This window comes from Ruegeria sp. CH10, assembly GCF_056537125.1.
The window spans coordinates 295441-308030 of the sequence record NZ_JBQFQY010000001.1; the positions used below are offsets into that span (position 1 = coordinate 295441).

The following is a 12590-nucleotide window of genomic DNA, read 5'->3' on the forward strand; positions in this document are numbered from 1 at the left end:
GTGTTTTAGACCGCATTACGCAGCCCGCCGGGAACCGGATCACAAAACGGCGTCAAGTGCATTCAATAACTGATCAATTTCCTGTTGAGAGGTATAGTGCGTGAAGCTGACCCGCAGCACACCCTGCGCCATATCCTCCCCCATCGCCTGCAGCGGGCGTAGGGCGTAGAAATCTCCTCCACCTGCCATGACACCGTGATCCACCAGTTCGGCGGCCACCGCTTCGGCGTTGCGGTTCAGGGAAAGGGCCACCGTCGGCGCACGGCGCGCGGCGTCGGATGTGCCGATCAGGCGGACCGCGTTCCGATCTTTGACCGCATCCAGCACCGGCTGCAACAGCGCCACCTCTTGCCCGCGCATCAAATCGTGGACAAAGGCGCCCCGCTCGGTCGCGCTGCCCTTTGGGCCGCCGTGATGATCGCACAGCAGATCGACGTAATCCGCCATACCCGCGCTTGCCGCGATCTGGGCATGATCGGGACCCGCCGGGGTAAACCGTTTGTACAGAACATCCCCATTGAAATAATGCGCCTGATTGGGCAGCAATTCCCCGATTGAGCGGCGGATCACCATGCAGCCCTGATGCGGGCCATAGGTTTTATAGGCCGAGAACAAATAGATATCCGGCCCCAGATCACCCACATTCGGAAACCCGTGCGGCGCGTAAGAGACACCGTCGACACAAACAAACGCACCCGCCGCATGTGCGATGGCGGTGATTTCGGTCACCGGGTTGATCTCGCCGATCACATTCGAACAATGCGGGAAACAGACCAGACGCACTTTTTCGTCCAGCAGGTTCTCAAGGTCCTGCGGATTCAGCGATCCGGTGTCCGGGTCGATCTGCCATTCGCGGACTTCGATGCCCTCGTCGGCCAGACGCCGCCACGGGCCGGAATTCGCCTCATGATCCTGATTGGTGACAACAATGGCCTCGCCCGGTTGCATCCACTGGCGGAATGCCTGCGCCAGAACATAGGTGTTCTGCGTGGTTGACGGGCCAAAGCTCAGCTCATCACTGTCCACGCCCAGAATCGCAGCCATCCGAACCCGGGCCTCGTCCATCTCTTCGCCCGCAAGACGGCTGGCGTCGTAGGGGCCATAGGGCTGGACTTTGCGCTGAGTGTAATAGCGCATCAGACGATCCAGAACCGGCTTGCAGGTATATGATCCGCCAGCGTTTTCAAAGAATGCCTGCCCTTGCAGACCGGGTTCGGAAAAGGCCGGGAACTGGGACCGAACGAAATTGATATCCAAACTGCTCATAGCGTGCCTCCTTGATCATGCGTCTTGGTCAACGAGGTGCCCGAGCATGATTTCGGAACCCTCGGAAATCATGGCAGGTCTTCCAGCCCAGCGAAGGCCACTGGCCCCGCAGCCCCTGCGCCCGGCAGGAACCGCGCCAAAGTGCATAGGTCCAGCCCGGTCGTCAAGCGCACAAGCGTGCAAGAAAAAAACCGGGCGCAGGGCCCGGTTTTGCAAGTTCTGGCAGGCGTGTCAGCCCTGAACCTTGGTATAGGTCCCCTCACCGGCCAGAATGCCGCGAAACCCGCCGGGTTCATCCAGCCCGAACACGATCAGCGGCAGGTTATTATCCCGCGCCAGCGCGATGGCCGAGGCGTCCATCACCCTCAGCCGCTTTGCCAGCACATCGTCATAGCTGACGGTGTCATAGCGCACCGCATCCGCGTGCTCTTTGGGGTCTTTATCATAAACACCGTCCACGCCGTTCTTACCCATAAAGATCGCCTCACAGGCCATCTCATTGGCGCGCAGGGTGGCGGCGGTATCGGTGGTGAAGTATGGGTTGCCGGTGCCCGCCGCAAAGATACAAACCCGCTTCTTTTCCAGGTGGCGCACAGCGCGGCGGCGGATATAGGGCTCACACACTTCGTCCATTCGAATAGCCGAGATCACACGAGTGAAGACCCCGACCTCTTCCAGCGCCGACTGCATCCCAAGCGCATTCATGACCGTTGCCAGCATGCCCATATAGTCGGCCGTTGTCCGCTCCATCCCCTGGGCCGAGCCGCTAAGACCGCGGAAAATGTTGCCGCCGCCGATGACCATACAAATCTCGACCCCCAGATCATGCACCGACTTGACCTCTTGCGCGATGCGCTGAACGGTGGGCGGGTGCAGTCCGAACCCCTGGTCCCCCATCAGGGCCTCGCCCGAGATCTTCAGCATCACACGGCTGTATTTCGTTTTGGGGGTCTCTGATGTCTGGGAAAGGCTCATGTTGCGCTCCGGGCTGGCACGGGTTTATTTTCCGGCGCAAAATGAAGCAAAAACTCCGCAGGTTCAATGCGGATGCGTAGGATTGGGGCACAGGCGAATGGCCAATGTCAAAACATCGCGACTCTGGGATTACTTACCGCCAATTCCCGATGGCATACCGGTCTTGATTGCGGGGCCAACCGCCTCGGGGAAATCGGCTTTGGCGCTGGAGATTGCCGAGACCTTTGGCGGCGTGATCGTCAATGCCGATGCCAGTCAGGTTTACGATTGCTGGCGCGTGATTTCGGCCCGCCCCTCGGTTCAGGAAGAAGCCCGCGCACCGCATCTGCTCTATGGTCACATCGGTTATGATCAGACCTATTCAACCGGTCACTGGCTGCGAGAGGTCACGCCGCTGCTATCGGCGGATCAGCGCCCGATCATCGTGGGTGGGACCGGTCTGTATTTCTCGGCTCTGACAGAGGGTATGGCAGACATCCCCCCAACCCCGCCCGAGCTTCGGGCCCGGGCCGATCAGATGGACCTGTCCGCTCTGATTGCGGGCGTGGATGACGCAACGCTTAGGGGGATCGACACCCAAAACCGCGCCCGTGTTCAGCGCGCATGGGAGGTTCAGCATGCCACTGGGCGCAGCCTGCGCGATTGGCAAAGCGATACGCCGCCTCCGATTCTGGACGTGGCCGACACCGTTCCCATCGTGTTTGACGTCGACAAAGACTGGCTGCTGGACCGTATCACCCGACGCTTTGATCAGATGCTGGACACCGGTGCCTTGCAAGAGGTTGAGGCGATGCGTGACCGCTATGATCCCGCCCTTCCCGCCTTCAAGGCCATCGGGGTTCCAGAGCTGCTGGCCTACCTTGACGGACAGATGACCCTGGACACCGCCCGCGAACGCGCGACGATATCCACCCGTCAGTTCGCCAAACGCCAGCGTACATGGTTCCGCGCGCGCATGAAAAAATGGAATCACATAGATTTCTCAAAATGATACGCCGCGACCTTCAGTGAATTTTCCCAAGCGATTCCCTTAATCACAGCAATTCTCCGGTTCACGATTGTATACATCGCTGAATCGCCGCCGGTCCGGTGCCCGGTTACCCCACACATTGCCGAACAATGTCGTTTTTGTGCTTTGGATGACGATTTCGAACATTGACCTATTTCAAAATCTGGGGCCGAATGGGTGCATGGGGATGTTGAGTATCCAACAGAAAACGCGAGAACCTGCCGTCCGGTGCCTTCCGGTCTGAGCGGTTCCTGACCCTCTTCAATAATAACATGTCATCAGGGAGAGACATTAATGCGAAATGAAACTGTTACCGGAGCATCGGTTCACTGGGCCGCAGAAATGCACGCTCAGGAATATCGCGACGGCAAACTGAACCGTCGGGAATTCCTGGCCCGCGCGACCGCGTTGGGTGTTGCTGTGCCCGCAGCCTATGGAATGATCGGACTGTCCTCACCCGCTGCGGCGCAGGAGCCTCAGCGTGGCGGCACCATCCGCTATCAGATGGAAGTGCGCGCACTGAAAGATCCGCGCACCTATGACTGGACGCAGATGGCGACGATCTCGGCAGGCTGGCTGGAGTATCTGGTTGAATACAACAATGACGGTTCGTTCAAACCGATGCTTCTTGAAAGTTGGGAAGCGAACGAAGACGCCACCGAGTACACTCTGAACGTCCGCAAAGGCGTAAAGTGGAACAACGGTGACGACTTCACCGCCGAAGATGTTGCGCGCAACATCGAAGGCTGGTGTGACATGTCGCTGGAAGGCAACTCGATGGCCTCGCGCATGGCCAGCCTGGTTGATGAGGCCACTCAGAAAGCATCCGAAGGCGCGATCACTGTTGTCGACTCTCATACCGTGAAGCTGAAGTGCAATGCACCGGACATCACCGTGATCCCGGGTATGGCAGACTATCCTGCAGCCATCGTGCACAGCAGCTTTGACCCCAACACCATGCTGGACAACCCCGTCGGCACTGGCTTCATGCTGCCCGAAAGCCACGAAGTGGGCGTCAAAAGCGTTCTGGTCCGCAACGAGGACTTTGAATGGTGGGGCTATGCTGCAGGCAAAGGTGGTTACATCGATCGGATCGAATTCATCGACTATGGTACCGACCCTGCCGCGTTCCTGGCCGCCTATGAGGCGGAAGAGATCGACATGAACTGGGAATCGGTTGGTGAATTCGTCGACATCTTTGACGGCATTGGCCTGACCCGTTCGGAAATTCCGTCAGGCTTTACCATCGTAATCCGCCCCAACCAGCTGGCCGAAGACGAAAACGGCAACAAGATCTATGGCGACAAACGCGTGCGTCAGGCGCTTGCCATGGCCGTCGACAATTCGGTCTGTCTGGAATTGGGCATGTCAGGCTACGGCATCGCCGCCGAAAACAGCCATGTCGGTCCGATGCACCCGGAATACGACTCGGAAGTCACCCGTATCCCCTATGATCCGGCAGCCGCCAAGGCGCTGATGGACGAGGCCGGAATGGGCGACTATGAGCACGAAGTGCAGTCGATCGACGATGATTGGCGTCGCAATACCACCGCGGCTGTCGTTGCGCAGCTGAACGATGCGGGCATCAAGGCCAAGCACACCGTTCTGCCCGGTTCGACCTTCTGGAACGACTGGACCAAATACGCCTATTCGTCGACCAACTGGAACCACCGTCCGCTGGGCACGCAGGTTCTGGCGCTGGCCTACAAATCGGGTGTTGCCTGGAACGAATCCGGCTTTGCAAATGCCGAGTTCGATGCCCTGCTGGCCGAGGCGAACTCGATCGCCGATGTGGACAAGCGCCGCGAGGTGATGGCCAAACTGCAGGCGATCATGATCGACGAAGGTGTGGTCATTCAGCCTTACTGGCGCACCGCAATGCGTCACCACCGCGACAATCTGGTGGGTGTTGAAAAGCACATCGCTGATCTGCCCCAGCTCTATAAGTTCGGCATCGTCGGCTAAGCTGACTTTTATCAGGCCGCGTCTAATAGGCGCGGCCTTTTCGCCCTAACAGCGGCGACCCGAAAAAAACAGCGACGCGACAAGCAGACAATCTGCGCGCTAGCCTACCAACAGGGGCCATTATGGGACTTTTCATACTAAAGCGTGTCGGCATTATGCTCATGACAGCATTGTGCCTGACATTCTTGGTCTTCTTCCTCACCAACCTTTATCCAAACCTGGAAAAGCTTGCTAAAACGCAAGGCAATTTCCGGATGTCGGATGAGCAGGTTGAGAGCTTTCTGGAAAAGAACGGATACCTCCAGTCGACGCCTATCAAATATGGCGAATGGCTGGGCGTGCTGCCATCCTATCGCCACACGAACGAGGATGGCACGGTTCAGGGCAGATGTATCCTGCCGGGTCAATCCGCTGAAGAGGCCCCCAATTTCTGTGGTATCCTGCAGGGCTATTGGGGCTATTCCACAGTCTTCAAAGAAGAGGTCGCAACTGTTGTCGGAAACCGTCTGGCACTGACCGGTCGTTTGATGCTGTGGGTGATGCTGCTGATGGTCCCGTCGGCGCTGATCCTTGGTGTTCTGGCTGGTATGAAAGAGGGCTCGGCCACGGACCGGACCCTGTCGACCTTTGCCATCACCACCACGGCCACACCCGAATATGTGTCTGGTGTGATTTTCATCGCGATCTTCACCTCATCCGCTGTGGGCCTCAAATGGTTCAAGGGGACGGCGACGCAAGCGATGGAGAACCCGAACTTTGAAAACTTCTTCCTGCCGGTGTTAACCATTGCGCTATACGGGATGGGCTATATCGCCCGGATGACCCGCGCCTCGATGACCGAGGTGATGACAGCGCAATACATCCGGACCGCGCGTCTGAAGGGTGTTTCATTTTCGAACATTGTCATGAAACACGCGTTGCGCAATGCGCTGATCGCGCCTTTCACTGTTATCATGCTGCAGTTCCCGTGGCTGCTGAACGGCGTGGTGATCGTTGAGACCCTGTTCAACTACAAGGGTTTCGGCTGGGCGCTGGTACAGGCGGCGGGCAACAACGACATTCAGCTGTTGCTGGCGATCTCGGTCGTATCGGTCTTTGTGGTGCTGGTGACGCAGCTGATCTCGGATATCGGCTATGTCTACCTCAACCCGCGCATTCGCATTTCATAAGGGAGGATAGGACATGGAACCTCTTACCTGGACCGGCTCTATCGCCCTCCTGAACCCGTTGCTGATGATCGCGCTTGCGGCCCTTGTGGTGTCAATCGTGGTCTGGATGGTCGGTAGCATGGTGCTGCCGGAAACTCCGGTCAGCGTGAATATTGACGGTACGCTGAGCTCGGGCACTGGCCTGCGCGGGCTGACACAAAAGGCCTTGCGCTACAGCTTTACCGCCTGTGTCGCCCTTTTGCTGGCCTATATCGTGCTGGGCGTTCTACTGGGCACCAGCGCCGGAATTATCGGAGCGATTTCGCAACAATTCCTGCCCGTTTGGATGTCTTTGGTGATCCTGTTCGCCATGTCGATTGCGTTCAAACGCAAGCTGGGCCTTTACGGCAAACTGTTCGACAGCCCCATTGGGATGATCGGATTTGGCCTGGTGATGTTCTGGGTGTTTACCGGCATCTTTGGTGCAATGGACCTGATCGTCACGCATGACCCGCTGTCACAGGTGTCGGGCATGAAGAACAAGGTCCCCGGAACGCCCGTGCCCTCGACCGCAGATGGGGAATACGCCTGGTACCTGCTGGGCGGTGACAACCTGGCCCGCGATGTCTTTAGCCGTATGGTCAAAGGCGCTTGGATCGTGGTTCAGATCGCACCGCTGGCCACCATGTTTGCCTTTATGGTTGGCATCACTCTGGGTCTTCCCGCAGGGTTCTATGGTGGGCGCCTCGATACGTTCCTGTCGTTCCTGGCCAACCTGATCCTCGCCTTCCCCGTGATCTTGCTGTTCTACCTGCTGGTCACGCCGGAAATCGTGGCAACCGGGGTGCCGAACTATATGGCGGCCGTCTTGTTCGTCTTCCCGATCCTGTTCCTGGCGGTTCTGCTGAATTCGCGCTTTTACACAAGGCCGACATTCCGTACGCCGCTGTTGATCGGAGTACTGGGAATTGCTGGTTGGCTGTACTTGTCGCTGATCTCCTCAGGTGGGTACGTCATCAACACGGACAGCTATAGCATTTGGGGTCTGCCCACATATCTGGACCTGTTCGACATACCGGGCGGCATTCTGGTGGTGTTTGTGTCAGTGGTCTTTGTGAATTCGCCCACCGTGTTCCGCATCGTTCGGGGACTGGCACTGGATATCAAAACCCGTGACTACGTGGCCGCAGCCCAGACCCGGGGCGAAGGCCCCTGGTACATCATGCTGTGGGAGATCCTGCCAAACGCACGTGGGCCTCTGATCGTCGATTTCTGTCTGCGTATTGGCTATACCACCATCCTTCTGGGCACCTTGGGCTTCTTTGGTCTTGGGCTGCCACCGGAAAGCCCGGACTGGGGGTCGACGATCAACGAGGGGCGTAAGCTCTTGTCGATCTACCTGCACCCGGCCCTGCCGCCCGCGCTGGCGCTGCTGACACTGGTTCTTGGTCTGAACCTGCTGGCAGACGGTCTGCGTGAAGAGAGCCTGAAGGACTAATGTGAAAGCGGCCGGGGGCTTTGCCCCCGGACCCCCAGGATATTTTTAGCCAGATGAAGGGGATCCCCTGACTCTCGCGAGGAGTAAGCAAGATGAATAAACTGGCGGAGTATGACGGGCCAATTCTTGAGATCGATAAACTGTCGATTTCGTTTTTCACCCGTTTGCGCGAAATTCCGGCCGTTATGGATTTTTCGGTCAGTGTGCAACCGGGCGAAGCGGTTGGGTTGGTTGGTGAATCCGGTTGCGGCAAATCCACCGTGGCGCTGGGGGTCATGCAGGACCTCGGTAAGAACGGGCGGATCGTGGGCGGCTCGATCAAGTTCAAGGGGCGCGACCTGTCCGAGATGACCTCGGATGAGCTGCGCGACATTCGCGGCAATGAAATCGCGATGATCTATCAAGAGCCGATGGCCTCGCTGAACCCCGCCATGAAGATCGGCAAGCAGTTGATGGAAGTGCCGATGATCCACGAAGGCGTCGGCGCAGAAGAAGCCTATGCCCGCGCGCTGGAAGTGGTCACGGATGTGCGCCTGCCCGACCCCGAGCGGATGCTGAACTCGTTCCCGCACCAGTTGTCGGGTGGCCAGCAACAACGGATCGTCATCGCCATGGCGCTGATGTCGAAGCCGGCGCTGCTGATCCTTGACGAACCCACCACCGCGCTTGACGTAACCGTTGAGGCTGCGGTGGTCGAACTGGTCAAGGATCTGGGCAAGAAATACGGCACTTCGATGCTGTTTATCTCGCACAACCTCGGGCTGGTTCTGGAAACCTGCGACCGGCTGTGCGTAATGTATTCCGGTGAAGCGGTTGAACGCGGCTCGATCAAGGATGTGTTCGACGAAATGCAGCACCCTTACACGCAGGCGCTGTTCCGTTCGATCCCCCTGCCCGGTGCGGACAAGAACGCACGGCCGCTGGTGGCGATTCCGGGGAACTTCCCTCTGCCACACGAGCGTCCTCCGGGCTGTAACTTTGGCCCGCGCTGCGACTATTTCGAAGAAGGCCGTTGTGACGCCCAAAACATCCTGATGGAGCCTGTGCCCGGCAATGACCGCCATCACACGCGCTGTCTGAAGTTCAAGGAAATCGACTGGAACGCGCCGATTACGGTGGGCGAACAGAAAGAAAAGGCCGAGATCGGGCGCACCGTCCTGAAGATGGACAACCTCAAGAAATACTATGAGGTCGCCGCCAACGCCTTGTTCGGAGGTGGCGAGACCAAGGTGGTCAAAGCCAATGAAACGCTGAGTTTCGAGGCGCATGAATCCGAAACGCTGGCCATCGTGGGGGAATCCGGGTGCGGCAAGTCCACCTTTGCCAAGGTGCTGATGGGGCTTGAAACGGCCACGGATGGTCAGATCCTGCTGGACAACCGCTCGATCGAGGACGTGCCCATCGAAGAACGTGATGCCAAGACCGTTGGCGAAGTTCAGATGGTCTTCCAGAACCCGTTTGACACACTGAACCCGTCGATGACCGTTGGGCGTCAGATCATCCGCGCGCTGGAAATCTTTGGCGTCGGCAAGTCCGAGGCCGAGCGCAAGAAACGGATGCTGGAGCTTTTGGACCTGGTGAAACTGCCCCGCGCCTTTGCGGAGCGGATGCCGCGCCAGCTGTCAGGCGGGCAGAAACAGCGTGTCGGTATCGCGCGGGCCTTTGCCGGGGACGCAAGGATTGTGGTGGCGGATGAACCCGTCTCGGCGCTGGACGTTTCGGTTCAGGCGGCGGTGACGGACCTGCTGATGGAAATTCAGCGCGAGCACAAAACCACGTTGCTGTTCATCAGCCATGACCTATCAATCGTGCGCTATCTCAGCGACCGGGTGATGGTGATGTATCTGGGTCACGTGGTCGAGCTGGGCACGACCGATCAGGTCTTTGCCCCGCCCTATCACCCCTATACCGAAGCCCTGCTGAGCGCGGTGCCCATCGCGGATACTTCGATCGAAAAACAGCACATCGTTTTGGAGGGCGATATTCCGTCGGCGATGAACCCACCGCCGGGATGTCCGTTCCAAACCCGCTGCCGCTGGAAATCCGAGGTGCCGGGCGGGATGTGCGAACGCGACGTGCCGCCGGTGAAAACTCTGGCCGATGGGCATCAGGTGAAATGCCACCTGTCAGAGGAAATCCTTGCCCGTATGGAACCGGTCATCAAAGTGGCTGCAGAGTAAGGCTGAGATCGCTGGAGTTTGGCGAAGCGTGTTGCAAGGTCAAAAAACGACCGAAGGCGTATAGAACAACCCACCCTCGCAGAACTTTGCGAGGGTGTTTTCATTTCGACATTAGGCCGTGGGTAATATGCGAACTTTCATCATATGCCCTCACAACGGTTGCTCAATGGCCTATGCGGCTCGTTCAAACCGGATTTTGCCCTCGTGCAAGAAAATGAGCTTGCGGAAAACGGACAGATCAAGCGGGTTTGGCAAGCGTATGTCTGATACATCCGGTATTGGTTTCCCGCCTAAATCGAATGATCTGTCGATTTGTGAGATTACGACGCAAATTGCGCCTGTCTCCATCGCATACCTCTGAAGAGACTTGATCTGATCGTCGAGGCTTGGATTAGTACGCTTCTGATCAAGGAGCTGAAGATAATCCAGAACAATCAGCACAGGTTCACTCACTGCCTTGAGGCGATGGATGACATAGTCCGCAGAAACATCATCAGATGTATCAAGCACAACCAGCTTTTCGCCGGTGCTTGGGGCAATTCCAATATCTGAGAACCGATCTGCAAGATCGCGTTTATGGTAATCCAGCGTGAAGAAATAGCCTTTGCGTTTAAGCTGCGATGCCGACGCCGCCAGTTCGAGCCCCAGAAGAGTTTTTCCCTGTCGTGGTCTTGCTCCGACGAGCACCAGGTCGCCGGGGTCTAATTTCGAAAGAACACCTCCGACAGAGCCTTCATTCGCCTTTGATGAAATGAGATGACTCCAATTCTGAAATCCCTCATCAGTGGCAATCTTGTCCAGCGCCCGATGCAGAGCGACGTCACGGTCCCGCGACAAAAGCTTGGCTTTACGTTTCAACACATAAATGGGTGCAGAAAATCGCATGTTTGTTCCTCCTCTTTCGAGCTGCTTCTGCAATCCCTCCTAATGCGTGCGCTCGAACGAGACAGGTTCAGACAATTTCGCTCTACATGACTGATGCTTCCCGTATGGAGGGCGGAGGCCCGAGCAGGGCCTGCCTTCACTGTGCGTCAACGAACCCGGATCCTCAACACTAAAGTTGTCCTCAGCTATCTCGCCAAGGATTCCTTTGTTTGACCTGAACCCGACGATAAGGCGTCACTGTTGGTGAACCCGTTGGCGCACCATCAACAGATTTTCAGGAGGGAATCATGACTTCCGACCAGAGCCAATTCAAATGCTACTAAACCAAGGACATTTCGGGGGAACCCACTGGCACCGCAACAATCGCGTAGTCAAACTACCCGCCCCAGATAACCCTCACGTAATTCTGGGTTTCCTTATAGGGCGGGATGCCGCCGTGCTTTTCGACCGCTCCGGGCCCTGCGTTATACGCTGCCAATGCCAGGCGCCAGGATTTGAACTTGCGGTACTGCCACGACAGATAGCGTGCGCCGCCTTCCAGATTCTGCTTTGGATCATGCGGGTTCACGCCCAATAGCTGCGCGGTTCCGGGCATCAGTTGGGCCAGACCCAACGCACCTTTGTGGGATTTCGCGCGGGGGTTCCAGCCGCTTTCCTGCTGCACAAGGCGCAGGAACAGGTCCTCGGGCACATTGTGTTTGCGCGCGGCCTGACGGGCAAGCGCGATGTATTCGCCCCGGTATTTACCAGTATAGCGCTGTACGAACTGGGGTTTTTCCCGCTTGGGCTTTAACCGCTCGGAATCGCGGTACTGCGAGGCGGCGCGATTGTCCAAAACCTTGGATTGTTTGAGGAAGATGTCCTTGCGGCTTTTGGTCGACAAAGTCTGTGCGGTCACCGGAACCGAGACCAATGCGAAACAAACCACCAAAAAACCACCAACCAGAAAACGCATTAAAGCCAATCTCGCCCATTCTGAACTCTGACGAGTATAGATATTTCAGTGAACAATGAAAGCTTGGTAAACAGAAACAGTGTATTTTCTTGCCTGAAACCCCTCGTATGAACTTTGTTTTAACCACGGCGCAGGCGGTATAGGGTCGCGGGGAAACTCTGCGTCAGATTCGGCGCGCGTACGTTACTTCAGAACGGGGAAATACATGGCGGGTTCAGTCAACAAAGTCATTCTTATAGGCAATCTCGGTGCGGACCCCGAGGTAAGGTCGTTTCAGAATGGTGGGAAAGTTTGCAACCTGCGCATCGCCACGTCCGAGACCTGGAAAGACCGCAACACGGGCGAGCGTAAGGATCGAACACAATGGCACTCGGTTGCAATCTTCTCAGAACCGCTGGTGCGCGTTGCAGAGCAATATCTGCGCAAAGGCAGCAAGGTCTACATTGAAGGTCAGCTGGAAACCCGCAAATGGCAGGATCAATCAGGTCAGGACAGATACACGACAGAGGTCGTCCTGAGACCATATCGCAGCGAACTGACAATGCTGGATGCCCGTGGTGAAGGCGGCGGCGGTGGTGGCTATGGCGGCCAATCGGGCGGCTATGGCGGTGGTCAGGCCGGCGGTGGATATGGCGACCCCTATGGTGCGCCCTCCAGCGCCCCTGCCCCCGCATCCGGCGGAATCGACGACGACGAGATTCCGTTCTAA

The 12590-nt window shown here is 57.4% G+C and carries 10 protein-coding genes; 6 read left to right on the plus strand and 4 right to left on the minus strand.

Annotated elements, in window-relative coordinates; all coding sequences use genetic code 11:
* Positions 1-39 precede the first annotated feature (39 nt).
* Entirely contained in the window at positions 40-1266 is a 1227-nt protein-coding gene (locus ACRZ94_RS01500; RefSeq protein WP_480650884.1) for an aminotransferase class V-fold PLP-dependent enzyme, read from the minus strand.
* Between the two features lie 231 nt (positions 1267-1497).
* The gene (gene pyrH, locus ACRZ94_RS01505) at positions 1498-2241 is read right to left on the minus strand and encodes a UMP kinase (RefSeq protein ID WP_480650882.1); all 744 of its coding nucleotides are present in this window, start codon (positions 2239-2241) and stop codon (positions 1498-1500) included.
* A 97-nt stretch (positions 2242-2338) separates the two neighbouring features.
* On the opposite strand from pyrH, the gene miaA reads away from it, so the two are divergent.
* The 5 genes from miaA to ACRZ94_RS01530 all read left to right on the plus strand — a co-directional run bounded on the left by miaA (position 2339) and on the right by ACRZ94_RS01530 (position 10041).
* Entirely contained in the window at positions 2339-3232 is an 894-nt protein-coding gene (gene miaA / locus ACRZ94_RS01510) for a tRNA (adenosine(37)-N6)-dimethylallyltransferase MiaA (protein WP_480650880.1), read from the plus strand.
* 312 nt (positions 3233-3544) lie between these two features.
* Complete coding sequence (locus ACRZ94_RS01515) at positions 3545-5215, plus strand: ABC transporter substrate-binding protein (protein ID WP_480650878.1); 1671 nt, start codon at positions 3545-3547, stop codon at positions 5213-5215.
* A gap of 122 nt (positions 5216-5337) precedes the next feature.
* Positions 5338-6384 (plus strand): ABC transporter permease, encoded by a 1047-nt coding sequence (locus ACRZ94_RS01520; protein ID WP_480796512.1) that lies wholly within the window; start codon positions 5338-5340, stop codon positions 6382-6384.
* Between the two features lie 13 nt (positions 6385-6397).
* Positions 6398-7861 carry an ABC transporter permease gene (locus ACRZ94_RS01525; protein ID WP_480796513.1) on the plus strand — a complete coding sequence of 488 codons (1464 nt, stop codon included), beginning with the start codon at positions 6398-6400 and terminating at the stop codon, positions 7859-7861.
* A gap of 92 nt (positions 7862-7953) precedes the next feature.
* Entirely contained in the window at positions 7954-10041 is a 2088-nt protein-coding gene (locus tag ACRZ94_RS01530) for a dipeptide ABC transporter ATP-binding protein (protein WP_480796514.1), read from the plus strand.
* 171 nt (positions 10042-10212) lie between these two features.
* Here the strand turns inward: ACRZ94_RS01530 and ACRZ94_RS01535 are convergent, their stop codons facing one another.
* Both ACRZ94_RS01535 and ACRZ94_RS01540 read right to left on the minus strand, forming a co-directional pair.
* The gene (locus tag ACRZ94_RS01535; protein WP_480650870.1) at positions 10213-10926 is read right to left on the minus strand and encodes a DNA helicase; all 714 of its coding nucleotides are present in this window, start codon (positions 10924-10926) and stop codon (positions 10213-10215) included.
* Between the two features lie 376 nt (positions 10927-11302).
* Positions 11303-11881 (minus strand): lytic transglycosylase domain-containing protein, encoded by a 579-nt coding sequence (locus tag ACRZ94_RS01540; protein ID WP_480796515.1) that lies wholly within the window; start codon positions 11879-11881, stop codon positions 11303-11305.
* 205 nt (positions 11882-12086) lie between these two features.
* Between ACRZ94_RS01540 and ssb the strand changes: the two genes are divergently transcribed.
* Positions 12087-12590: a single-stranded DNA-binding protein gene (gene ssb / locus ACRZ94_RS01545; protein WP_480650866.1), complete on the plus strand. Its 504-nt coding sequence runs from the start codon at positions 12087-12089 to the stop codon at positions 12588-12590.

Bases quoted from the DNA above. Each gene is read 5' to 3' on its own strand.
- miaA (WP_480650880.1), top strand. From the start codon at position 2,339: ATGGCCAATGTCAAAACATCGCGACTCTGGGATTACTTACCGCCAATT.
- ssb (WP_480650866.1), top strand. From the start codon at position 12,087: ATGGCGGGTTCAGTCAACAAAGTCATTCTTATAGGCAATCTCGGTGCG.
- ACRZ94_RS01520 (WP_480796512.1), top strand. From the start codon at position 5,338: ATGGGACTTTTCATACTAAAGCGTGTCGGCATTATGCTCATGACAGCA.
- ACRZ94_RS01530 (WP_480796514.1), top strand. From the start codon at position 7,954: ATGAATAAACTGGCGGAGTATGACGGGCCAATTCTTGAGATCGATAAA.
- ACRZ94_RS01515 (WP_480650878.1), top strand. From the start codon at position 3,545: ATGCGAAATGAAACTGTTACCGGAGCATCGGTTCACTGGGCCGCAGAA.
- pyrH (WP_480650882.1), bottom strand. From the start codon at position 2,241: ATGAGCCTTTCCCAGACATCAGAGACCCCCAAAACGAAATACAGCCGT.
- ACRZ94_RS01540 (WP_480796515.1), bottom strand. From the start codon at position 11,881: ATGCGTTTTCTGGTTGGTGGTTTTTTGGTGGTTTGTTTCGCATTGGTC.
- ACRZ94_RS01525 (WP_480796513.1), top strand. From the start codon at position 6,398: ATGGAACCTCTTACCTGGACCGGCTCTATCGCCCTCCTGAACCCGTTG.
- ACRZ94_RS01500 (WP_480650884.1), bottom strand. From the start codon at position 1,266: ATGAGCAGTTTGGATATCAATTTCGTTCGGTCCCAGTTCCCGGCCTTT.
- ACRZ94_RS01535 (WP_480650870.1), bottom strand. From the start codon at position 10,926: ATGCGATTTTCTGCACCCATTTATGTGTTGAAACGTAAAGCCAAGCTT.